General features: G+C 31.0%; 18 protein-coding genes and 1 riboswitch. Of the genes, 4 read left to right on the top strand and 14 right to left on the bottom strand.

The window, feature by feature from the left end; all coding sequences use genetic code 11:
• Positions 1-201: 201 nt before the first annotated feature.
• The 11 genes from purD to KQI89_RS02005 all read right to left on the bottom strand — a co-directional run bounded on the left by purD (position 202) and on the right by KQI89_RS02005 (position 13,985).
• A complete protein-coding gene (gene purD / locus KQI89_RS02055) occupies positions 202-1,449 on the bottom strand; it encodes a phosphoribosylamine--glycine ligase (protein WP_216455706.1) in 1,248 nt (415 codons plus the stop codon).
• 49 nt (positions 1,450-1,498) lie between these two features.
• Positions 1,499-3,004, bottom strand: a complete 1,506-nt coding sequence (purH, locus tag KQI89_RS02050; RefSeq protein WP_216455705.1) for a bifunctional phosphoribosylaminoimidazolecarboxamide formyltransferase/IMP cyclohydrolase — start codon at positions 3,002-3,004, stop codon at positions 1,499-1,501.
• Between the two features lie 13 nt (positions 3,005-3,017).
• Positions 3,018-3,626 (bottom strand): phosphoribosylglycinamide formyltransferase, encoded by a 609-nt coding sequence (purN, locus tag KQI89_RS02045; protein ID WP_216455704.1) that lies wholly within the window; start codon positions 3,624-3,626, stop codon positions 3,018-3,020.
• Positions 3,614-4,612 carry a phosphoribosylformylglycinamidine cyclo-ligase gene (gene purM, locus KQI89_RS02040; RefSeq protein WP_216455703.1) on the bottom strand — a complete coding sequence of 333 codons (999 nt, stop codon included), beginning with the start codon at positions 4,610-4,612 and terminating at the stop codon, positions 3,614-3,616. The genes purN and purM overlap by 13 nt, the downstream gene beginning before the upstream one ends.
• A gap of 4 nt (positions 4,613-4,616) precedes the next feature.
• The gene (purF, locus tag KQI89_RS02035; RefSeq protein ID WP_216455702.1) at positions 4,617-6,026 is read right to left on the bottom strand and encodes an amidophosphoribosyltransferase; all 1,410 of its coding nucleotides are present in this window, start codon (positions 6,024-6,026) and stop codon (positions 4,617-4,619) included.
• A 30-nt stretch (positions 6,027-6,056) separates the two neighbouring features.
• Positions 6,057-6,758, bottom strand: a complete 702-nt coding sequence (gene purC, locus KQI89_RS02030) for a phosphoribosylaminoimidazolesuccinocarboxamide synthase (RefSeq protein ID WP_216455701.1) — start codon at positions 6,756-6,758, stop codon at positions 6,057-6,059.
• The gene (purE, locus tag KQI89_RS02025) at positions 6,758-7,237 is read right to left on the bottom strand and encodes a 5-(carboxyamino)imidazole ribonucleotide mutase (protein WP_216455700.1); all 480 of its coding nucleotides are present in this window, start codon (positions 7,235-7,237) and stop codon (positions 6,758-6,760) included. Before purE ends, purC begins: the two co-directional genes overlap by 1 nt.
• A gap of 30 nt (positions 7,238-7,267) precedes the next feature.
• On the bottom strand, positions 7,268-11,020 hold the full coding sequence (locus KQI89_RS02020) for a phosphoribosylformylglycinamidine synthase (RefSeq protein WP_216455699.1): 3,753 nt from the start codon (positions 11,018-11,020) through the stop codon (positions 7,268-7,270).
• Between the two features lie 143 nt (positions 11,021-11,163).
• Positions 11,164-11,265, bottom strand: a riboswitch (purine riboswitch).
• A gap of 54 nt (positions 11,266-11,319) precedes the next feature.
• The gene (locus KQI89_RS02015; RefSeq protein WP_216455698.1) at positions 11,320-12,405 is read right to left on the bottom strand and encodes an alanine racemase; all 1,086 of its coding nucleotides are present in this window, start codon (positions 12,403-12,405) and stop codon (positions 11,320-11,322) included.
• 177 nt (positions 12,406-12,582) lie between these two features.
• Positions 12,583-13,524, bottom strand: a complete 942-nt coding sequence (locus KQI89_RS02010) for an SPFH domain-containing protein (RefSeq protein WP_032121490.1) — start codon at positions 13,522-13,524, stop codon at positions 12,583-12,585.
• A 29-nt stretch (positions 13,525-13,553) separates the two neighbouring features.
• Positions 13,554-13,985, bottom strand: a complete 432-nt coding sequence (locus KQI89_RS02005) for an NfeD family protein (RefSeq protein ID WP_216455697.1) — start codon at positions 13,983-13,985, stop codon at positions 13,554-13,556.
• A 319-nt stretch (positions 13,986-14,304) separates the two neighbouring features.
• On the opposite strand from KQI89_RS02005, the gene KQI89_RS02000 reads away from it, so the two are divergent.
• Entirely contained in the window at positions 14,305-16,212 is a 1,908-nt protein-coding gene (locus tag KQI89_RS02000) for an NAD(+) synthase (protein WP_216455696.1), read from the top strand.
• Between the two features lie 35 nt (positions 16,213-16,247).
• Here KQI89_RS02000 and KQI89_RS01995 read toward each other — a convergent pair whose 3' ends face one another.
• On the bottom strand, positions 16,248-16,664 hold the full coding sequence (locus KQI89_RS01995) for a YaaR family protein (protein ID WP_425514071.1): 417 nt from the start codon (positions 16,662-16,664) through the stop codon (positions 16,248-16,250).
• 488 nt (positions 16,665-17,152) lie between these two features.
• On the opposite strand from KQI89_RS01995, the gene KQI89_RS01990 reads away from it, so the two are divergent.
• Positions 17,153-19,774 carry a calcium-transporting P-type ATPase, PMR1-type gene (locus KQI89_RS01990; protein WP_216455695.1) on the top strand — a complete coding sequence of 874 codons (2,622 nt, stop codon included), beginning with the start codon at positions 17,153-17,155 and terminating at the stop codon, positions 19,772-19,774.
• Positions 19,775-19,796: 22 nt separating this feature from the next.
• Here KQI89_RS01990 and KQI89_RS01985 read toward each other — a convergent pair whose 3' ends face one another.
• Positions 19,797-20,285, bottom strand: a complete 489-nt coding sequence (locus KQI89_RS01985) for a GAF domain-containing protein (protein WP_187117371.1) — start codon at positions 20,283-20,285, stop codon at positions 19,797-19,799.
• Positions 20,286-20,299: 14 nt separating this feature from the next.
• Positions 20,300-20,803 (bottom strand): gamma carbonic anhydrase family protein, encoded by a 504-nt coding sequence (locus KQI89_RS01980; protein WP_032121485.1) that lies wholly within the window; start codon positions 20,801-20,803, stop codon positions 20,300-20,302.
• A 337-nt stretch (positions 20,804-21,140) separates the two neighbouring features.
• Between KQI89_RS01980 and KQI89_RS01975 the strand changes: the two genes are divergently transcribed.
• Both KQI89_RS01975 and KQI89_RS01970 read left to right on the top strand, forming a co-directional pair.
• Entirely contained in the window at positions 21,141-24,152 is a 3,012-nt protein-coding gene (locus KQI89_RS01975; RefSeq protein WP_032121484.1) for a vitamin B12-dependent ribonucleotide reductase, read from the top strand.
• A 344-nt stretch (positions 24,153-24,496) separates the two neighbouring features.
• Complete coding sequence (locus KQI89_RS01970) at positions 24,497-25,507, top strand: CehA/McbA family metallohydrolase (protein ID WP_216455694.1); 1,011 nt, start codon at positions 24,497-24,499, stop codon at positions 25,505-25,507.
• Positions 25,508-25,524 lie beyond the last annotated feature (17 nt).

The following is a 25,524-nucleotide window of genomic DNA, read 5'->3' as shown; positions in this document are numbered from 1 at the left end:
GCATTTGTATTTCAAACTGCCTATAGTAAAATCATTATATCATAGATTCTAAAGTGAAAATTCTAAATTCATCAAAAATAAGACAACTTCTCAATGCCTGTTATAAATTAATTAAGATTTTAAAATTATACACAATTAACTTCATAAAAAAACAAAGCATAGACTTATAGACCTATGCTTTGTTGAGCAACTGTTAAAACACTAAATTAATCCTATATCTCTTCTATAATACATATTTTCGAAATTAATCTTTTTTATGTCTTTATAGGAACATATTCTAGCCTCTTCTAAACTATCTCCTAAACTAACCAAAGTAAGAACTCTTCCTCCAGAGGTTTTTAAATTACCTTTTTCCAAGACTCCTCCCCCAATAAACACCTTCCCTGTTATATCCTTTTTAATCTCAATAGAAAATCCTTTAATATATTCTCCTGGATATCCTGATGATACCATAACTACAGAAGCACTGTGGGACCTGTTCCATTTTATTTGAAGATTCTTCAAATTTTTATTATAAGCTCCTTCAATAAGTTCGTATAAATCACTTTCCATTAAAGGAAGAACCCCTTGTGTTTCAGGGTCACCTAATCTAACATTATATTCTAATAAATATATGCCTTTTCTTGTAATCATCAATCCGAAAAACAAGAAACCTTTATACTCCATATTTTCTTCTTTTATCCCTTTAATAGTTGGCTTTAAAATATTTTCAATGAATTCTTTCATAACCCCATCTGTAACAAAAGGATTTGGTGCAATAACTCCCATACCTCCTGTATTAGGACCTTTGTCATTATCTAATACCTTTTTATGATCTTTAGCAGATATAAAAGGTATTATTGTTTCTCCATCAGTTATAGAAAGTATAGAAGCTTCTACCCCTTCTAAAAACTCTTCAATTATAACTTTCTTACCAGAGCCATTAAATATATCTTTTACCATAAAGTCTTCAATAACCTTCTCTGCCTCTTTCAAATTACCACAAATTACTACACCTTTTCCTCCAGCTATACCATCTGCCTTTATTACTATAGGATAAGTACATTTATTTAAATACTCCATAGCCTTATCTTTATCATTAAAAGTAGCATATTCTGCGGTAAGTACCCCGTATTTTTTCATAAATTCCTTTGAAAAATTCTTACTTCCTTCTAGAGAAGCTGCTTTTTTAGAAGGACCGAATATCCTTAATCCTTCTTCATTAAATCTATCCACTATGCCTTTTATCAAAGGCTCTTCTGGTCCTACAATTGTCATATGTATCTTATTTTCTTTTGCAAAATTTATTAGTTCCTCTATAGAACCCTCTTTTATATTTTGGCACTTTTTCTCTAAAGCAGTACCCCCATTACCTGGAGCGCAGTATATCTTTTCTATTTTAGGATTTTGAGAAAGCTTCCATGCTATAGCATGTTCCCTTCCTCCTGAACCAATTAATAATATATTCATATTACCACCTTACCCATAGAGGGCAAATCCCCTTTCTTAGAATCTTCTTTTAATGTTTAAAATGTCTTATTCCAGTAAACACCATAGAAATTCCTAAATCATCGCAGGCTTTAATTGAGTCTTTATCTTTAATAGAGCCTCCTGGTTGTACAATTGCTTCTATACCATGTGCTGCTGCTTCTTTAACCACATCATCAAAAGGGAAAAATCCATCAGATGCCAGTATTAATCCTTCTTTTCCTCTTTGGAGTGCTTCCTCTGCTGCCCAAATCCTATTAACTTGTCCACCGCCTATTCCTAAAGTCATCCCATCTCTTACTACCACAATGGCATTAGATTTAACATATTTGGCTACCTTCATTCCAAAGGTCATATCTTTTAACTGCTGTTCTGTTGGGCTTTTTTTAGTTACTATTTCTAGGGATTTTATTAAGTCTCTATCTTCTTCTTGTATAAGAAGACCTCCATCTACGGATACTAAAGCCTTATTGTTTAAAGGTTTAGTATTGCATTTTATAACTCTTAAATTTTTCTTTTTACAAAGTGTAGAAAGAGCCTCCTCTTCAAAATTCGGCGCTATCACTACTTCAAGGAAAATTTCATTTAGCTTTTCTGCAGTGGATTTATCTACAGTTCTATTAAAAGCTACAATTCCACCAAATATAGACGTAGGATCAGAGCTATAAGCTTTATTATAAGATTCTAAAGTGTCCTTACCTAAAGCTACTCCACAAGGGCTATTATGCTTTAATGCACAACAAGCTGGTTCTTCAAATTCCATAACTACCTTAAAGGCTATATCTAAGTCTTTTATATTGTTATAAGATAGTTCTTTTCCATTAAGTATTTCTATATTATTCATAATGCCTTCCTCTAATAAAGCATTATAGTAAGCTGCACTTTGATGAGGATTTTCTCCATATCTTAAATCCTTAGATTTTTTATATACTAAATTTATATACTCTGGATAGTCTACTTCATTTTCCAATAAAAACTGACTTACAGCTCCATCATAAGCACTGGTTAAATTAAAAACCTTCCCTGCTAGAATTTTTCTAGTAGCATAACTTACTTCTCTTTCAGATTTTAGTTCTTCCATTATAGGCTCATAATCCTTTTTATCTGTTACTACTACTACATCTTTAAAGTTTTTAGCAGCAGATCTTAACATTGTAGGTCCACCTATATCTATAAACTCTATTTTTTCTTCAAAACTTATAGATTCTTTATATTTTTCAAAGAAAGGATATAAATTTACTACAACCATATCTATTAATGGTATATCTTTTTCTTTTAAGGTATCCATATGAGAGGGATCTTCTCTCCTTGCTAATATTCCACCATGAATTTTAGGATGTAGTGTTTTCACCCTTCCATTAAGCATTTCCTCGAATCCTGTGATTTCTTCAACATCTACAGCTTCAATATTATTATCCTTTAGATGTCTTAATGTGCCTCCCGTAGATATTATCTCTACACCTATAGATTTCAAAAATCCGGCAAATTCTACTATACCCTCTTTATCATAAACACTAATTAAAGCTCTTTTTATCACATTAATTCTCCCTTCAGCAAATAGTTGCTTTATTATGATTAAATTCCACCCTATTTTCACTTATAGACTTAATTGCTTCTAAAAGACATAAATGTTCTTCTTTAAGCACTCTTCTTTGCAAAGTTTCTGCCTTTTCTTCTGGATTTATATATAAAGCCCTTTGAATAAGTATAGCCCCTCTATCTATTTCTTCATTTACAAAGTGAACAGTACACCCAGTAACTTTAACCCCCGAGTCTATAACTGCTTGGTGGACTTTAATACCGTACATACCCTTTCCACAAAAGCTAGGTATGAGAGAAGGATGTATATTAATTATTTTATTTTTATACCTTTTAAGTAATTGCCCCTTTAATATAGATAAAAATCCTCCAAGTACAATTAAATCCACCTTATCCCCTATTATTTTAAAAACTTCATCTCCTATATTTTCACCATAAATTTTTTTATCTAATACATAACAAGGGATACCCTGTTTTTTTGCCCTTTCTATTCCTTTAGCAAGGGGATTATCACTAATTACCATTTCGATTGAACAATTAATTTCACCTTGATTTATTTTATCAATTATATATTGTAGATTTGTACCTGAGCCAGATATAAGAAAAGCTATTCTAAACAAAGGCCTTCACCTCCAGAGATTACTGAACCTATAACATAAGCTTCTTCTCCCATTAACCTTAGCTCTTCAATTACCTGTTCTTTTAAATCATTATCTACACATAACACAAAGCCTATCCCCATATTAAAGGTATTATAAGCATGGTTTTCATCTACACCTTTTTCCATTAAATACTTAAATATATATGGAACTTCATAGCTATTTTTATCTATTTTAGCGCTGTAACCCTTTGGCATCATTCTTGGAATATTTTCAAAGAATCCGCCTCCTGTTATATGAGCCATTCCCTTTATTTTGAATTTATTTAGAAGATTTAAAATAGGTTTAACATATATTCTTGTAGGCTTTAATAAAATATCTCCTAGTTTTTCCCCTTCTATCTCTATCTGAAGATCCTCCACTAACTTTCTTATAAGTGAGTATCCATTGCTATGAGGTCCTGATGAAGTTATACCTATTATTGCATCTCCTTCTTTTATATCTTTTCCATTTATGATATCTTTTTTATCTACAACTCCCACTGCAAATCCTGCAATATCGTACTCTCCATTCTTATAAAAACCAGGCATTTCAGCAGTTTCTCCTCCAACCAAAGCACAATCTGCCATTAAACATCCTTCCGATACTCCTTTAACTATATCCGCTACTACTGAAGACTCTAATTTTCCACAAGCAATATAATCTAAGAAAAATAACGGCTTGGCTCCATGACATAAGATATCATTTACGCACATTGCTACGCAGTCTATACCAAAACTATCATATTTATTCATAGAAAAGGCTACTTGAAGTTTTGTACCAACTCCGTCTGTTCCAGATACCAATACCGGATTCTTATATCCACTTGGAATTTCCACCATGGCAGCAAAACTACCTATATTATTTAAAACAAAACTGTTCATTGTATTTTTTGCATGATTTTTAATCATACTTACAGCCTTATAACCTTCTTCAATGTTTACTCCCGCCTCTTTATAGGTGATCATAAAATCACTCCTTCTCAAGATAATCTTTATCTGTTTCAATAGGTGTATCTACAGGATAAACTCCACTAAAGCAACCAAGACAGAATCCATCCTCTTTGCCAAAGGATTTCATCAATCCTCTTTGACTTATATAACCTAAACTATCTGCTCCTATTTCCTTATTTATTTCTTCTAATGATAAATTTGATCCTATAAGTTCTTTTCTATAAGGTGTGTCCATTCCAAAATAGCATGGATACTTTACTACTGGAGAGGATACTCTAAAATGAACTTCTTTTGCTCCAGCCCTTCTTAAAATCTCTACTAGCTTCTTACTTGTAGTACCTCTTACTATGGAATCATCTATTAATACAACTCTCTTATCTTTTATATTTTCTTTTAAAGGATTAAGTTTTAGGGAAACAGTCTTTTCCCTTATTTCCTTTGAAGGAGATATAAAGGATCTTCCTACATATTTATTTTTAATAAATCCTATACCAAAGGGTATGTTTGAAGCCTTAGAAAAACCTACTGCAGCAGCTATACCTGAATCCGGTACACCTACTACAATATCTGCTTCTACAGGGCATTCTTCATACAATATTTCTCCAGCTTTTCTTCTAGCTTCATACACACTAATACCATCTATAGTACTGTCTGGTCTTGCAAAATATATATATTCAAAGGAACATACTTGGGGTTTTATCTTCTCAGAGTAAATTATACTTTCTATGCCCTCTTCCCCAATTACAACTATTTCTCCTGGCTTTATATCTCTAACAAATTCAGCACCAATAGTATCTAAGGCACAACTTTCAGAGCATAAAATAAAACTATCTTCGATCTTCCCTAAACATAAAGGTCTAATGCCATTAGGATCTCTAATTCCAATTAACTTATCTTCAGTTAAAATAACCATAGCAAAGGAACCTTTAACCGCCTGAATAGCAGATATTACAGCCTTTTCAATTCCTTTTTTTGCAGCTCTTGCAATTAGGCTTAATACAACTTCTGAATCAATTGAGGTTTGAAATATACTTCCTCCCTCTTCTAATAATTCTTTAATAACCTCTGCATTAACCAAATTACCGTTGTGAGCTATAGCCATAGGACCCAATTTACAATTAGTTAAGATAGGTTGAGCATTAATGACGTTACTAGAACCTGTGGTTGAATATCTAACATGTCCAATTGCAGCCCTTCCCTTTAGATTGGATAGAGAGTTTTCATCAAAGGCTTCAGAAACAAGTCCCATATTTTTATGAAGACTTATATTTTCTCCATCGCTAACGGCAATACCAGCACTTTCTTGACCTCTATGTTGCAAAGCATATAATCCATAATAAGTTATCTTTGCTACATCAAAAGAATTATTAGAATATATACCAAAAACCCCACACTCTTCTTTAAACTTATCCTTTATTTCCTCCATCATAATTAACCTATCCTTTCCTAATTACTAAAACTAGTTATCCATTCTATTTAATATTTCCTCATAGGCTTCTATAACATTTCCTAAATCTCTTCTAAATCTATCCTTATCTAGTTTTTCCTTAGTATTTTTATCCCAAAATCTGCAAGTATCTGGTGATATCTCATCAGCTAAAAGTACTTCCCCTTTATATCTTCCGAACTCTAATTTAAAGTCTATTAGATCTATACCTTGCTTACTAAAAAAATCTTTAAGCACTTCATTTATATCTCTTGTAAGTTTATATATGGTATTTAACTCTTCAAAATCTGTTAATCCTAATGCCACAGCATGATAATCATTTATTAGTGGATCTCCTAGACTATCATCTTTATAACAAATTTCATAAACTGTAGTTTTTAATTCTTTTCCCTCTTCTATACCAAGCCTTTTAGCCATGCTACCTGCTGCAACATTTCTCACTATAACTTCTAGAGGAATTATTTCTACTTTTTTGCAAAGTTGCTCTCTATCATTAAGCTTTTTTATATAATGAGTTTTTACTCCTTTTTCATGAAGAAGTTCAAATATTTTTGAAGAAATATTATTATTTAAAATTCCTTTACTTTGAATTTCTCCTTTTTTCTCCCCATTAAAAGCAGTAGCATCATCCTTATAATAAATAACTACCTCATCTAAATTTTCACCTTTATAAATTTTCTTAGCTTTTCCTTCATACAAAAATTCTTTTTCCATTAAAATTCAACTCCCTCTTCATTTTCTTTTATAAAGTTTTCTTTCATATTTTTTCTATACTTATAAAGAGCCTCTCTTATTTCTGGATATTTTATTGAAAGTATTTCAGCTGCTAAAATTCCTGCATTGTAACTATTATTAATGCCTACTGTAGCTACAGGTATAGCTTTAGGCATTTGTACTATAGAATATAGGGAATCTTGTCCTCCTAAAGCAGCATTTATAGGAACTCCTATTACAGGTAAAATAGTGTGTGATGCTATGACTCCAGGTAAATGAGCCGCTAGTCCAGCTCCTGCTATTATGCATTGAAAATCTTCTTTTTCTAGAGTCTCAATAATTTCTAAAAGCTTCTCTGGAACCCTATGAGCAGATAGTATAAAAGCTTTATACTCTACATTAAATTCTTTTAAAGCCTTAGCAGCTCCACTCATTATTTCCTTATCAGATTTACTTCCAAATATAATGGCTACTTTCATTTATAAACACCTCTTTAATGAATTTAATATTTATTTGAAATAATTTACTCCGGATTTAAATATGCCTTGATCCATATTTCCTTCTATGTTTTTATATAATCCCCTACCTATTCTCTCACTATGGGCCATTTTCCCAAATATTCTGCCATCGGGACTTAGTATTCCCTCTACAGCCCCTAAAGAACCATTGGGATTATAAAGAGTTTCCATAGACACATTACCCTTCATATCTACATACTGAGTAGCTATTTGTCCTTTTTTAAAAAGATCATCAATTACCTCCATAGAGGCTACAAATCTACCTTCTCCATGAGATACAGGTAATGCATGTATGTCTCCTATGTTTGTTTCCTGAAGCCAAGGAGATTTATTTGAAGTTATTTTTGTATTTACAATAGTGGACACGTGTCTTCCTATATGATTGTAGGTTAGGGTTGGCATATGATCTTCTATATCTAGTATTTCACCATAAGGAAGAAGTCCTAGCTTTATTAAAGCTTGAAATCCGTTGCAAATACCTAAAATTAGTCCATCTCTATTATTTAAAAATTCCATTACCGCTTCTTTTATATAAGGATTTCTAAAAATTGTGGCTATAAACTTTCCTGATCCCTCTGGCTCATCTCCTGCACTAAAACCTCCTGGAATCATTATTATTTGAGAGTCTTTTATCTCTTTAACCATTTCTTTTATAGATGTTTTTAATAAATCTGGAGTAATATTTTTAAATATCATCTTTTTTACTAATGCACCCTCTTTTTCAAAGGCTTCCGCTGAATCATATTCACAATTAGTTCCTGGAAATACAGGAATAAATACTCTAGGTCTTGCATAATTAAATTTAGATTTATATGTTTTTTTAGATTCTTCTATAGAACTTAAACTAATAGAGTACTTATCACTGTGAGCTTTAGTTGGAAAAATAGACTCTAGAGGACTTTCCCAAAGATTAATTAGATTTTTTAAATCTACCCTTTCTCCAAACCCTTCTATATAAGGTTCTTTAATAGTACTACCTATTATTTTGTAATCTACAGAACTTAGATAGTTTAAAATATCTTTATTATCTTCTACCTCAATAATTATAGATCCATAATGTTTTTCCATTAATTCCTTCTTAGTTATATCTCCTATTTTTACTCCTATTTCATTTCCAAAACTCATTTTAGAGATAGCTTCAGCTATTCCCCCTTGTTTAATACTCATAGCTGATAGTATTAATCCCTTTTCATTAAGTTCTTTTATCTTATTAAAGTTATTCTTAAGCTTTTCTGAGTCAATGGTTTTATCTCCCTTTATAAAGCTTTTAATTAAAATGAGAAGATTGCCTTCTGCTTTTAAATGCTGTGTTATTATTTTGTTGTAGTGAGTCTCCACAGCTACCGCAAAGGCTACTAATGTAGGAGGCACATTTATATCTTCGAAGGTACCTGACATACTGTCTTTCCCTCCAATAGCGGCTATACCCAACTCTTTTTGAGCCTGTATGGCTCCTAATAAAGCTGCAAAAGGTTTTCCCCACTTTACACTATCCTTATAAAGTTTTTCAAAATATTCCTGAAGACTAAGTTTAATATTTTTATAATCTCCTCCTAAGGCAACAATTTTAGTAGCCGCTTCTATAACAGCGTAGTAAGCACCGTGAAAAGGACTCCAGTGAGCTATATTAGGATTATATCCAAAGGTCATTATACTTACAGAGTCTCCCTTTCCTTTTAGCAAAGGTATTCTACTAACCATTCCTTCAGAAGGAGTTTTCTGATATCTTCCACCATAGGGCATAAGCACCGTTGATGAACCTATAGTATTATCAAATCTATCTACTAATCCTTTTTGACTACAGATATTTATATCTCCTAAAATACTTTTAAGCATATTCTCTAAGGTATCTTCTTGAAATTTTTCTTCCAAATAGCATTTCTCTTTTGGAGACTTAATCAACACCTCAGCATAGGACTTTGCTCCGTTAGAATCCAAGAACGCTCTATTTAAATCTACAAACACCTCATCCTTATATAGCATTCTTAATTTATTTTCACCTGTAACTCTAGCTACCATAGTAGCCTGAAGATTTTCCTCTAAAGCCAAATTAATGAAATATTGCAAATTTTCATATGATATTACCACTGCCATTCTCTCTTGAGATTCAGATATAGCTATTTCTGTTACTGTTAATCCTTCATATTTTTTAGGTACTTTATCTAAATATATATCTATACTGTCACTTAGTTCTCCTATAGCTACAGATACTCCCCCTGCACCAAAATCATTGCATTTTTTTATAATTTTGCTTACCTTAGGATTTCTAAAAAATCTTTGTAACTTTCTCTCTGTAGGAGCATTTCCCTTTTGAACTTCTGCCCCACAAAAATCTATGGATTTTTCAGTATGCTCCTTGGAAGAACCTGTAGCTCCTCCACAACCATCTCGTCCAGTTTTACCACCAATTAATACTATAACATCTCCTGGTATAGGCTTTTCTCTAACTACATTTTTTTCTGGTACAGCGCCTATAACTGCTCCAACTTCCATTCTTTTTGCTATAAATCCTTCATGATAAAATTCCTTTACCTCACCTGTGGCAATGCCTATCTGATTTCCATAAGAGCTATATCCCCTTGCAGCACCTAAAGTAATAGATCTTTGTGGAAGCTTTCCTTTTAACGTTTCTTGGATAGCTTGTCTTGGATCTCCACTTCCTGTAACTCTCATAGCTTGATAAACATAAGCTCTTCCTGAAAGAGGATCTCTTATAGCTCCTCCAAGGCAAGTAGCAGCGCCTCCAAAGGGCTCTATTTCCGTAGGATGATTATGGGTTTCATTTTTAAAAAGTATTAAATATTTTTCTACACCCTTATCTGTATTTACATCTACTTTTATAGTACAAGCATTGATTTCATCTGATTCATCTAAATCTTTTAAAAGACCTCTTTTTCTCATTTCCTTCATGACAATGGTAGCTAAATCCATCATTGTTATATCTTTATCTTCTCTATTTAAAAAATTTCTCATTTCTTTATACTGGTTAAAAGCTAGCTTTATTGGTTCTGTGAACCTGCCCTCTTCAATTACTATATCTGTTATAGAAGTAGAGAAAGTAGTATGTCTACAATGATCAGACCAATAAGTGTCTATAACAGCCATTTCTGTATAGGTAGGGTTTCGTTTCTCTTTTTTAAAATAATCAATACAAACCTTTAAATCCTCTTTTGTCATAGCAAGTTTTAAATCTTTATAAAACTCCTCTATATCCTCTTCTTTTAAATCTATAAAACCTTCCATCCATTTCGCTTCTTTAACATTATTGAGCTTTTCAATGGTTTCAACTTTCTTAAATAAGCTAGTTTCCCTGGAATCCACAGGATTTATATAGTAATTTTTTATCTTTTCTATCTCTTCTAAGGTTAAATCACCCTTTAAAGCTATTATTTTATGGTATTTAATTTCAGGCCTATGTCCCTCTGATAATATTTCTATGCATTGCTCTGCTGCATCTGCCCTTTGATCAAATTGACCTGGTAAATACTCTAGGGCAAAATATTTATATTGGTTATTAATAAATGATTGATCTTCATATAAGTCGTCTATATTTTTTTCTGCAAAAACTGTATATTTTGCTTTTTCATAAATTTTATCTTCTATGTTCTTAATAGTATAACCGTTAATTATTCTTACTTCTTTTAAGTTTTTTATCCTTAGATTTACTAAAAAGTCCTCTAGTAAATCCCATCCTTCCACATTATATTGTGACTTTTTTTCTACAAATAGGTTTTTAATATCCATATTATCCCCCTATATTTTTAATCCATAAAACCTATATTTCTGTAATAAAAAAACATGGCTAAGGGTCTATGAGTAAACCTTTAGCCATGTTCTTAGTAAATTTAGCAATGATAATAAAGCCTAAATTGGCAAAATAAAATCCTGCTAATTATAGATTTACCCATAGAAGGAAAGTTTACGGCTTTCCAGTAGAAACTCTTAGACCCTATCTCTAAGATTATATGGATTAATATTTAATTCTATATATAGAGTAACACTAGCTTAAATATAAGTCAACATTTATATGTTAAATTTAAATATCATTCGTTACATTCCGAACTTTCACATTTTAATTCCACATCATTATTCGTGTATTTTTTCAAAATGGAACTATCTGCTAATATTGGGGTAATATCTATAGTAAATATGTCTTGCTCCTCAAAGCCTTTCAAATTTATCATAGTGATATTCATATTTGGTTTTCCGATAATCTCAACAGCTCTACCATTACAAAATATGCTATTTTGCTTAACTACATGATGATATATTACTTTTAAAATATCATAAAATACATTATGGCGAACCTCCTTACTAAATCCAAGGTGTTCAATGTTTCCAATACCTAAAACCCCTACAGTAATATCTTCTTTAGCCTTGTATTTTCCTCCATAACCAACTTTAGAACCTTTTTTTACATTGAATTTATTTACAACCTTAGCTTTATAGGAAAATATTTTTTTAAAGCCTTTATCTCCACCTTCGTATCCATAGATCAAATTTCCTACTCTTATAGCAGTTGTAAAATCTGTTTCTTTTCTGTACTCTTCCTGCAAAAACCCACTAGAATTTAAGCAATGAATATTAGGTATTTCATCAATAAAGGGTTCTACTGCCTTTTTAAAAGTATTTATTTGATTTATGGTACTTTTATTATTTTTTGTATTATGTAAGTGAGTGTATACACCATCCAATATCATACTAGGAAAATTACTTTTTATGTAATCTACTACTTCACCTAACCTATCTGGCTTTATACCCATTCTATTCATTCCTGTATCTACATAAATATGTACTTTATTAGTAAAATCTGGGTTAATATGTTTTAATATTTCTTCATTATCAATAGTATAGATTATGTTTTCTCTAGGATTAAGCATATCCTCTAAATCAACTAAAGGACTTAGAAGTAATATTTCTTTATCTCCAACTATCCTTTCAGCTTCTGTCATGTCCGAAACTGCAAAGTAGTCCACCTTATCTTTTAAATATTCAGTTATCCCCTCAATACCTAGTCCATAGGCATTACCTTTAACTACTGCAATTATTTTTTTATCACTAATTCTTTTTATGTTATTTATGTTCTCCTCTAGTTTATCTAGAGATATATCACACCATAAATACTTCATCTAATGTTTCCTCCAATAGCTATCTAAAATTATATATAAAGTATATACCATAGATTTAAAGATTTAAAGCGCTTAATAGGTTTTTTCTTTATAGTGCCTCTTTACTTTAAAGTTAATCTTAGGTTTTTATATATAATAAAAACTACTCCTAATTAAAGAAGTAGTTTTTTATATCTATTATTTATTTTTTAAAACTTCAGCTAAAGCTGCAATACTTCCTAATGAAGATACTGCATCTGTTGGTATTATAAGCTTGTTTGCTGCTCCCTTTGCCATTTCTTTCATAGCTTCTACTTGTTTTAAAGCTATTACAGTTTCATTTGTTCCTGATTCTAAAATAGCTTTATTAACTAAAGCAATAGCCTCTGCATCAGCTTTAGAAATAGCTTCTATAGCTTTTGCCTTACCTTCAGCTTCAAGAAGTTGAGATTCTTTAAGACCTTCTGCCCTTCTTATATTAGCTTCTTTTTCAGCTTCTGCTTGCAATATCTTAGCTTGCTTCTCTCCTTCTGCCTTAGCAATTTCACTTTGTTTTTGTCCTTCTGCTCCCAAAATTAAAGCTCTCTTATTTCTTTCTGCCTTCATTTGCTTTTCCATAGCCTCTTGGATTTCAGCTGGAGGAATGATGTTTTTAATTTCAACAGAAAGTATTTTTATACCATAAGCATCTGTTATTTCATCCACTACCTTTAAAAGCTCTGAGTTTATTTTATCTCTTCCAGAGAGAACTTCGTCTAGGGTCATATTACCAACTATGTTTCTCATGTTAGTTATAGTTGAATAGATTATACCTGCTTTGTAGTTTTCTATATTATATACAGCATCTTTAGCATTTAATACCCTATAGAAAATAACATTATCTATAGATATTTTAACATTATCTTGAGTAATAACATTTTGAGGATCAATATCTAATATTTGCTGCTTTATAGATACCTTTTTTCTGATAAAGTCTGCGAAAGGTATAGTTAAATGCCAACCTGGTTCTAAAACCTTACAGTATTGTCCAAATCTTTCTAATAAATATACATATCCTGTGTTAACAACCTTTATTGATGATAGCATAGCAATCACAACAATTACTAAAATAACAATTAAAAATATACGTGATATATCCATTTAATTCCCTCCTTAATAATATCTAAATCTTATTGTTCTACAGACTTTACAAGCATTTTATTACCTTCAATACCTTCTATTTTAAACTTTTCCTCCTTTCCTATCTTTTTATCTCCTATATTTTTAACAGCCCAGTAAATTCCTTCAATTTTCATCTGCTCTTCTTCTATTATCTCCTTCTCTGCTAAAAATTCTTTTCCTAAATACTTATTATCCATGGATACCTTTGGCATGTTATTTAGCTTAGTCTTGTTTTTTATCATTGGGTATACAGTAATAATTAGTAAAATACTTATTGTTAGGAATAGTATAACTTGAATACCTATACTAAATCCTATCATTGCAGCTAAAATGGCCACTACACCTGCTACTGTAAACCAAACAAATAGCAAACTGCTTGTCACTAAATCAGCCACTAAAGCCACAGCGGATATAATTATCCATACAATAATATCTGTCATCCTCATCCCCTCCTCAATTTTATTATATAATAGTATTCAAATTACTGCCACGATTATAGTTTATTTAACCTATAATTTTATTATACACTATATATAACATTTTTAAAAGTTGTTTTAGATCGCTTTAAGTGATATTTTATACCGTTTATCTCATTCCTTTTATTTTTTCTTTGTTTTTCATTGATTTTCACAATTTATCTATATAATATTAATAGTACGTATATAATAATAATAGAATATTAACTTAGTTAATGAATTTTTTAGATTTATTTTTAACCTCTAATGGTTAAAGATGATAATATTATATTGAGGTGATAATATGAATTTCATAAGAATTGGATCTGCTTGTCCTGTAACCAAGGTTTCTGATGTGAACTTTAATTTAGAAAATATCAAAATCTGTATAAATAAAGCTCTGGAAGATAAATGTAAGATTCTTGTTTTTCCGGAACTTTCTATTACTTCCTATACTTGTAGCGACCTTTTTCTGCAAAAACAATTACTGGATAAATCAGAAGATGCCATAAATGATTTATGTAATTATAGTAAAGGAAAAGATATACTAATTGCTGTAGGCGCTCCTCTTTATTATGACAGCCAGCTTTTCAACTGTGCTTATATAATTTTAAATGGAAAGATACTTGGCATAATTCCTAAAAGCTATATTCCAAATTATAGTGAATTCTATGAAAAAAGGTGGTTTTCTGAAGGATTAAATATAATAAATGAGTATGTTGATTTAAAATTTCAATGCTCTATTCCTTTTGGTACAGATATAATATTTAGTGACGGTACATATAAAGTAGCCTTTGAAATCTGCGAAGACCTTTGGGTAGGTATACCTCCAAGTTCTTATCTTTCATTAGCTGGTGCTAACATAATATGCAATCTATCTGCCTCTAATGAACTAGTAAGTAAATATAACTATAGAAAAGATTTAGTATTATCTCAAAGTGCTAGAAGCCTATGTTCTTACATATATTCCTCTAGTGGTGTTCATGAATCTACTACAGATTTATTATTTAGCGGACATCTTTTAATTGCGGAAAATGGTAATTTATTAAAAGAAAACCATAGGTTTCAAAGGGATAATGAAATAATTTCTTCTATAATAGATATTGATAGACTAGAAAATGAGAGATTAAAAAACACTAGCTTTAAGAAAAATCCCTACTTTAAAGAAGTTAAACTAAGAGAAGTTAATTTTAATTTTGAGGATTTATCCTACGGAGTATTTGATAGATATGTAGCAAAACATCCTTTTGTTCCTAGTAATGAAGCAGAAAGAGAAGAAAGGTGTAAGGAAATATTTAATATTCAAGCCTCTGCTTTGGCTAAAAGATTAGAGCATACTGGTTTAAAGAAAGCAGTAGTAGGGATTTCAGGAGGATTAGATTCTACTTTAGCATTATTAGTTATTATTAAAACCTTTGATTTACTGAAGATCCCCAAAAAAAATATAATTACAATAACCATGCCGGGCTTTGGAACCACTGATAGAACTTATAACAATGCACTAGATTTATGCAACCACCTAGGTACAGATCTAAGAGAAATAAATATAGTACCAGCATGTTTGCAACACTTTAAAGATATTGGTCATGAAACTAACATTCATGATGTTACTTACGAAAATGTTCAAGCTAGAGAAAGAACTCAAATCTTAATGGATATTGCTAATAAAGAAGGTGGACTATTAATAGGTACAGGAGACTTATCAGAACTGGCTCTTGGATGGTGTACCTATAATGGGGATCATATGTCTATGTACTCTGTAAACTGTTCTATACCTAAAACCCTGGTAAGATATTTAGTAAGATATGTTGCAGACTTTGAGGTAGCTAAAGAAATATCTGATACTTTAATAGATATATTAGAAACTCCTGTAAGCCCTGAATTACTTCCAAAAGATAAAGATGGTAATATAGTTCAAAAGACGGAAGATGTTGTAGGCCCTTATGAGCTTCATGATTTCTTCTTATATCATTTCATAAGACAAGGTGCTACCCCTTCCAAAATACTATTTTTAGCAAAGGAAGCTTTTAAGGATTGTTATACTGAGGAAACCATAAAATTATGGTTAGATAAATTTATAAAAAGATTCTTTACTCAACAATTTAAACGCTCTGCCTTACCTGATGGCCCTAAGGTTGGAACCATAAGTCTCTCCCCACGTGGAGACCTTAGGATGCCTTCTGATGCAAGTTTTAATAGTTGGATGATTTAAAACAAAGTATAAATAAAAGACCAGAATATGGTCTTTTATTTATATATATCCAAAACTAAGCCCTGAATTTCATCAATAGTAGCTGCAATATCTAAATTTTCCTTTTCTTCTTGTAATAAAAGCTCTGTTAACTCTTCTAATTTTTTATCTATAGTCTCTACCGTAATAAAGTATTGAGTTTGCCAAAAACTTATGTCTTTTTTTATTTTATACATATATCCCATGACAGCTTCTAAATATTCTTTAATAAGATTTTTATAGGCTCTTACATCTCCATAACACTTAGTTATAATAAGTCTATTGCCCTTCTTTTTTATGTCTTCTAATAATTTTTTTAGTTCCTCTTCTGATCTTCTTTCTCTTGCAAAACTAAAGCTTTGAGAAAAGTCTTTCCTACTTTCAACCTTTTTTCTATCTGAAGTAACAGATGGACTTTTACTGATTCTTCCTATCTCCAAGGATTCCACTCCTTTGTTTAAATTATTTTATCTCTCTTTACTTAAAGTAATTTTTTATAATTATAATTATACTATATATTTTTATTATAATCATTTACATTATAACAAATAATAAAATAACTGTGTACATTTACTTTTCCCTCCATAGAAAAGGCTTGTTGACATAATCTACTATTTTAAGTATAATCTAATTATTAAAAGTTAATATTTTTTATCATAAGGGAGTAGCTTGCAGGTTTATCCTGTTGCAAAGCCAACAACCGATGTTTATCATCTGGTTTTGTATTAAATAGTAAGACTTATGTATAACACTAGTTATACATAAGTCTTTTTTAGTATTTAATCAGAATATTTTTATGAAGATAAAAATTAATTTAACTTTTTCGTTATTATATTATTTAAATTAACATTAGGTTATACTAGCTATAAGATGCTTTTATATCAAATAAATTTAAGTTTTTAAGAAAGGGGATCAATAATTCATGTGGTTTAAAAAATCTATTGAAGAAACACTTCAAGAATTAAATGTAGACCCAGAAAAAGGTCTATCATCAGAAGAAGCTAAAAACCGTTTAGAAAAATACGGTGAAAACAAATTAGCTTCTAAGGCAAAAAAAACTGGAATACAAATATTTTTCTCTCAGCTTAAAGATCCTATGATATTTATACTTTTAGCTGCTGCAATAGTATCCGGTATAATGGGGGAATTAAGCGATTCCGTAATAATCTTATTAGTTATATTTATTAACGCCATTGTAGGTACTGTTCAGGAATCAAAAGCTGAAAAAGCTCTAGAGGCTTTAAAAAAGCTCTCCACTCCAAAAGCTATAGTTAAAAGAGATGGCTCACCAAAAGAAATACCTTCAGAGGAGGTTGTTCCTGGTGACATAATAATTCTAGATGCAGGTAGGTATATACCAGCAGATTTAAGACTTATAGAAACAGCTAATATGAAAATAGAGGAATCTGCTCTAACTGGTGAATCTGTTCCTGTGGATAAGGATTCTAGATTAACTTTTGAAAGCTCTGATACAGCTTTAGGAGATCAAAGAAATATGACCTTCTCCTCTACCCTAGTAACCTATGGAAGAGGTACTGGTGTAGCTGTAGCTACAGGTATGAATACTGAAATAGGTAAAATAGCTAAGATGCTAAATGAAGAAGGAAATGAAATGACCCCTCTTCAAAAAAGACTAGCAGAGCTTGGAAAGATATTAGGAATAGGAGCACTTATAATCTGTGGACTTATGTTTTTAATATCTGTAATACAAAAAAGAGATCCTTTTGAAATGCTACTTACAGCAATTAGCCTTGCAGTAGCTGCTATACCTGAAGGTCTTCCAGCTATAGTTGCTATAGTTCTTGCTATGGGTGTACAAAGGATGATAAAAGAAAATGCCATAATAAGAAAGCTACCTGCAGTAGAAACTCTAGGTTCAGTTAATATTATATGTTCTGACAAGACAGGTACATTAACGCAAAATAAGATGACTGTAACTAAAGTATTTACTTTAGAAGGACTAAAAACTATAGATCAATTAGATATAAATAAATCTTCCGACAGATTATTAATTGACAACTTAGTTTTATGTAATGATGCTACTTATTCTAAAGACTCCAATACTGGAGATCCTACAGAAATAGCACTTTTAGAAGCTGGTGCTAATGTGGGCACTTTAAAAGAAGAAGCGGATGTTACATACAAAAGAATAAATGAGCTTCCTTTTGATTCTGACAGAAAGCTTATGACTACTGTAAACAGCTATAATAAAGAAAATTATGTGTTTACAAAGGGTGCTATAGATAATCTATTAAAAATAAGTACCAAAGCTTATATAAATGGTGAAATAAAAGATCTTACTGATGATATAAAAGCTCAAATAATGGATGCTTCAAACTCTATGTCAGATGATGCTTTAAGAGTACTAGGCGCTGCTTATAAAATTATTCCAGATAATAATATTTCCTTAGATAGCCTAGAGTCAGATTTAATATTCATAGGTCTTGTAGGAATGATAGATCCTCCAAGATTAGAAGTAAAAGACTCTATAGCTACTTGTAAAAAATCCGGTATAAAAACTATAATGATAACTGGAGACCATAAAAACACAGCCTTTGCCATAGCTAAGGAATTAGGTATTTCCGATGATCCTAATCAGGCTATTTCAGGAGCTGATTTAGATAAGTTATCTCAAGAAGAATTAAATGCCAAAATAGATAACTATAGAGTCTTTGCAAGAGTTTCACCTGAACACAAAGTTAATATAGTTAAAGCATTTAAGTCCAAGGGAAATGTAGTTTCAATGACTGGTGATGGAGTTAATGATGCTCCTTCATTGAAAATAGCAGATATAGGTGTAGCTATGGGTGTTACAGGTACTGACGTTGCTAAGGGCGCTTCTGATATGATCCTTACTGATGACAATTTCTCTACCATAGTATCAGCTATTGAAGAAGGTAGAAATATTTATAACAATATTAAAAAATCTATAATATTCTTATTATCCTGTAACCTAGGAGAAATAATCGCCTTATTTATTGCTATATTATTAAGTTGGGATACCCCTTTAAAGCCAATACACATATTGTGGGTAAACCTTATTACAGATACCTTACCTGCTTTATCTTTAGGTGTAGACCCTGGGGATAAAAATGTAATGGATAATCCACCAAGAGACCCAAAAGAAAGCTTATTTGCTGGTGGTACTGGAGTATTCTTGGTTTTAAATGGTTTATTAATAGGTGCACTAACCCTATTTGCCTTCAAGTATGGTGAAGCTAAATATGATACTCTTCAACATGCTCAAACTATGGCTTTTGTTGTATTAAGTGTATCTCAATTATTCCATTCACTTAATATGAGACATCCAGAAAAATCTATATTCCAAATAGGGTTATTTACAAATAAGTACTTAATATTATCTATAATTGCAGGTATATTCTTACAAGATATAATAATAACAGTTCCTTTCTTGGCAGGAGTATTTGATGTATATGATCTTAATATGTCTGACTGGTTATTTGTTGGTATATTATCCATAATACCATTAGTACTAAATGAAATTGCCAAGATATTCATAAGAATGAAGAAAAAATCAGCATAAGAAAAGGGCCTTTGGCCCTTTTTTAAATATAATTTATTATCTTTTCTACTGCTTTTTCTAAATAAGTTTCCTCTAATTCAGAAAATCGATTAAATTCAGGACTATCCATATCCAAAACTCCATAAATTTTTCCATCTTTTATTATAGGAATTACTATTTCAGAATTAGAAGCTGAGTCACAAGCTATATGTCCAGGAAATTCATGAACATTATTAATTCTTTGAAGGGTCTTATGTTTTATGGCTGTACCACAGACACCCTTTCCAATATCTATTCTATTGCAAGCTGGCAATCCTTGAAAAGGCCCTAGTACTAGAGAATTATTCTCCTCATCATAAAGATAGAACCCAACCCAATTACATTTATCTACTGCTACATTAATTATAGCAGCTATATTAGAAAGATTAGCTATAAAATTCCTTTCTGAGCTAAGTTGACCTTCTATAAGTATCAACATATATTTATACTTTTCCTCTATAGTCATCTTTTTCATTGCATCTAACTTTATCACTATGTATTCATCTCCTATTTATACTTCTTTGAAAGCTCAATATAATTCTTAGCCGAAACTATAAGCTCTTGTTTTTCTTTCTCTGTAAGTTCTCTTATAACTTTAACTGGAGATCCCATACATAATACTCCAGAGGGTATAACCTTTCCAGGCGGAACCAAACTTCCTGCTGCAATAATTGTATTCTCTCCTATTTCAGCTCCATCTAGTATTATAGCTCCCATACCTATAAGACAATTATCCCCTACCCTACAAGCATGAACTATAGCACTATGACCCACAGTTACATTCTTACCTATATAAGCATCAAATTTTTCGTTGTGAATGTGTACAACGCAATTATCTTGAATGTTTGTTCCTTCTCCTACATATATGGGCATACCATCCCCTCTAAGTACTGCACCAAACCATATGTTTACATCTTTCTCTAAGGTAACATCTCCTATTATGTCAGCACTACTAGCTATAAAAACCTCTTTATGTATATTAGGTGTCTTACCATCAAAACCTATAATCATAAAATACCCTCCTATCTTGCTATTATCTATATTATAAAAGATATTTTAGCATATTATACAAAAACAAACCACTTATAATAATTTAAAATAAAGAGATATTTAAATAAAAATAAAGATATGATTAGTATAGTCTTCCATAAATGATTTTAGCATTTAAAACGTAAATTGATTATGAAATAGATATTGTTTATAATATACAGAGTCAACTATATATAGTATGTTTTTCCTATACCACATACTATATATAGTTGTCAACAGTAAAGTTAAAAGTGTATTTAGTTTGTTAATTAAAAATTTTTAGACTTTATCAATAATTATCTGGGGGTGCTTTAAAATAATGAATTCACTTAGAGATATTTTTAAAAGATATTATACAAAAGAATTAGAAAAAGACAAATCAAAGACCGTATATGATTTATTTAAATGGAAAAAGGTTGATGTGCTTTTAACAGATCATAAATCTGGAAAAGTATTAACAGATATGAAAGACTTAGAGTTTCCAGAGCATTACTCTCAAACTGCTTGCGACATAATAGCTTCTAAATATTTTAGAAAAGCTGGGGTTCCAAATGAAAGTGGTATTGAAACAAGTATGAAGATGGTAGCTCACAGAATGGTAAATTTCTGGAGGGAAGCTTTAAAAGAGGAAGGGCTAATAAAGACAGAAGACGAGTCTAAAATTTTCTATGATGAAATGGTCTACGGTCTATTAAATCAAATGTATGCCCCTAACTCCCCTCAATGGTTTAATACAGGTCTTGCTTTAAGTTATGGAATAAAAGGATCTCCTCAAGGAAGTTTTTATTACGATGAAAAAAAACAGAAGGTAGTTCTCTCTCCTGATTCTTATACAAGAACGCAGGCTTCTGCATGCTTTATAGTTTCAATTGAAGATAAGCTTTTAGGAGAACACTCCATCTCTGACCAATATGTAACAGAAACAAAACTATTTAAAGGTGGTTCTGGTACAGGTACTAACTTCTCAGCATTGAGAGCAGAAGGAGAAAAATTATCTGGTGGAGGGTATTCCTCTGGTTTAATGAGTTTTCTAAAAGGTTTTGACCGAAATGCAGGTGCCATAAAATCTGGTGGAACCACAAGACGTGCTGCAAAAATGGTGTGTCTTGATATAGATCACCCTGAAATAGAAGGATTCATGTCCTGGAAAGCTAAAGAAGAAGATAAAGTAAGAGCTTTAGGAAAGATGGGCTATGACGCAGATTTTGAAGGAGAGGCTTACCAAACAGTTTCTGGCCAAAACAGCAATAACTCTGTAAGAATAAATGATGAATTTATGGAAAAAGTTTGTACTCTAAATAAAAATCCTGATGTTACAATAGAACTAAAAGGTAGAGTGGATTCAAGAGTAAACAAAAATGTTAAAGTACAAGAATTATGGAATATATTCAATGAATCTGCATGGAAATGTGCCGATCCAGCACCGCAATTCTCTGATACCTTTAATGCATGGCATACTTGTCCAGCTGGAGAAGATGGGGTATTTAATGCTCCCTATAATAGATTAAATTCTACTAATCCTTGTGGTGAATATGCATTTTTAGATAATACCTCTTGTAACCTTTCATCTATTAATATTTATAAATTCTATAATGAGGATTCAAGAAAATTTGATTTAGATGGTTATCTTCATATGGTAAGTTTAAATCAATTATTATTAGAAGCTTCAATACATTGGGGCCAATTCCCCACAGAAGATATTGCAAGACGAACCCACTTATTTAGAACCACTGGTTTAGGCGTATCTAATATAGCTTCTTTATTCATGGTAATGGGATACCCTTATGATTCTGAGGAAGCTAGAAACATAGCCGCCTCATTAATAGGTATATTAACAGCTCGTTCTTATGTGGTTTCTTCATTAATGGCTAAAGAAATTGGTACTTTTGAAAAATATGAAATAAATAAACCTTACATGCTTAAGGTTATAAGAAATCATACAAGAGTTTCTGGAGCACTTAAACCTCCTTATGAGGGCTTAAATTATATTCCTTTAGAAGTTAACCATGATTTATTATTAAACAAAAAACTTAAATTTTTAAGCGAAAACTTAAAGAAAGAATGGTTAAAAGCTTTAGACTTAGGCGAAAAATATGGCTATAGAAATGCTCAAGTTTCTGTTATAGCTCCTACAGGAACTATATCCTTTGCTATGGATTGCGGTGGAACATCCATAGAGCCATTTTTCAGCCATATAGTCTATAAAAAACTTTCTGGTGGCGGATATATGACCTTAGGAAATCCTGTTATTGAAGCTGCCTTAAAAAGCTTAGGCTACGCTAGCAACGAAATTGAAGATATAATAAACTATATAACTAGAACTGAAAAAGTCTCTAATGGTGATTTTGAATATGAAAAAATACTAGATGGAAAAATAGAAGGTGCTCCACATCTTAAAAAAGAACATCTAGCTATATTTGATACAGCAAACACCTGCGGTTCTGGTGAAAGATATATAGCCCCTGAGGGTCATGTTAAAATGGTAGCTGCCATTACTCCATTAATATCTGGAGCTATATCTAAAACTGTAAATCTTCCAAAAACTGCTTCTGTAGAAGATTTTAAAGATATAGTAATAGACTCTTGGAAACTTGGGGTAAAAGGAATAGCTCTATATAGAGACTCCTCTAAAGCTAGTCAGCCATTAAATACGTCTTTAGATAAAGATACGGACCTTAAATTAGAAGACTTAAGTTATAAAGACTTGCTTGCTAAAGCTAATGAAATGCAATCAGCATTAAATGTTTCAAGAAGAGATAAACCACAAGGTATAAGATCCGGAACTACACATCCTGCTCAAATAGATGATGTTAAAATTTACACCACTGTTAATAGAAATATGCAAGGTGAGATTTGCGAAATATATATAACTACGGATAGAGAAGGAACTATAATAACTGGACTTTTAAACTCCTTATCTAAATCCATTTCCGTAATGCTACAATATCATGTTCCTGCTAAGGATATAGCAAGAATGTTAAGAGGTCAAAAATATGAGCCTTATGGATTTGTACAAAAACATCCTTATATAAAATATGTTTCTTCTATTTCTGATCTTGTAAGTAAGATCATTGATATAGAAACAGATGATTATTCAAGATGCCAAATAAAACCTGAAGGATATGAAAATCTAAATGTTCAAACCTCTCTCCCTATAGATGTTCCAGTACTTATGGGAAATCTTGAAGAAAAAGAAGAAATTAAATCTCACATCCACGGCGGAGAAAGAGTTTATGGAAGTACTTGCCCTACTTGTTCCAGTACAAGAATGGTTAAAAACGGCACTTGTATGGTATGCTTAGATTGTGGTTCCACTACTGGATGTAGCTAACATCTTAAAAAGGATATCCAAAATCTATGATTTGATGATAGTGAGTTAAGCAGAGAACCAACGTCTATGATCTTGTATGAATCGCTTACTCCTCGAGTACTCATCTGAAGTTATGAAGATGAGTTTCCTAAGCAGATATCTCAAATCTATGATTTGATGATAGTCGCTTACTCATCTGAAGTTATGAAGATGAGTTTCCTATATAAAAAAATGTACACTAATAAAATATTGGTGTACATTTTTTTATTTTTCTTATTAATCTTATTTTATAATAATACATAATAGCAATTAACTTTACATTAAGTATTATATTAATAGGAATATAATTTTTAAGGATGTGCTATATGGGAAAAAGCAAAAGTAAAAAAAACTCAGATAAAAAAAAGTTAGAAATAATGTATGGAATCCCTCATTGCCATACAGAAAATTCTACAGGTGTTGGTAGCGTAAGGGACGCCTTGAAATATTCTAAAAATAAAAATATTGATTTTATTATAATAACTGATCATAATAACCCTCTAAAGGATACCACAAAACATAAAGATAGTAGCTTAAGTAAATGGGAATATTCAATGAAACAAATTAATAAGTTTAACAAAAAACAGAGTAATTTTATTGGTATCTTAGGTTTTGAATTTACCTTTAAGCCCTATGGCCACTTTAATGTATTTGCTTCAGATAAATTTTTTACAGGTTATATACAAGATGTAAAAAAAATTCTATTATGGAGCTCTGTAAATAACCCTATAATTGCTATTAATCATCCAGGTAAAAATGTTGAAAAGCTTCCTTATGATTCAACTTTAAATAACTATATGTGCCTAATTGAAGTTGGCAATGGTTTATATCCTTCTAAAACATATAATAGATATGAAAAAAGATATTATTCTCTTCTTGATAAAGGATGGATGCTTGGGGCTATAAATGGTCAAGATAATCATAAAATGAACTTTGGAGATAGTGAAAATTTAACCGCAGTATTAGTTCATAAAAAAGACAAGAGAAACCTTTTAGAGTCTTTGAGAAAAAGACATACTTATTCTACAGAATCCAAAAGTCTTAAAGTTCACTTTTATATAAATAAAAGTCTTATGGGGGATATATTATACTGCAATGGAGAAGAACCTTTAAATTTTTCTATCTATGCTGAAGATGAATATAATAAAATAGTAAAAATTCAAGTTATTACTTCTAAAGGTTCAAAAATAAAAGATATAGATTTTCCTCCCCAAAAACAAATAAAGTATTTTTTTTCTATACCTTTTAATGAGGATGAAAAGTGGTATGTAATTAAAATTATTTTAAATAACGGAGCTACAGCTCTAACCTCTCCTATTTTTATAAATATAAAATAAAGTTTTAAATTAAGAGA

Origin of the sequence: Clostridium simiarum (assembly GCF_018919175.1) — a bacterium.
Classification (GTDB): Bacteria; Bacillota; Clostridia; order Clostridiales; family Clostridiaceae; genus Clostridium_L; species Clostridium_L simiarum.
This window is presented reverse-complemented; position numbering and strand designations above follow the sequence as displayed.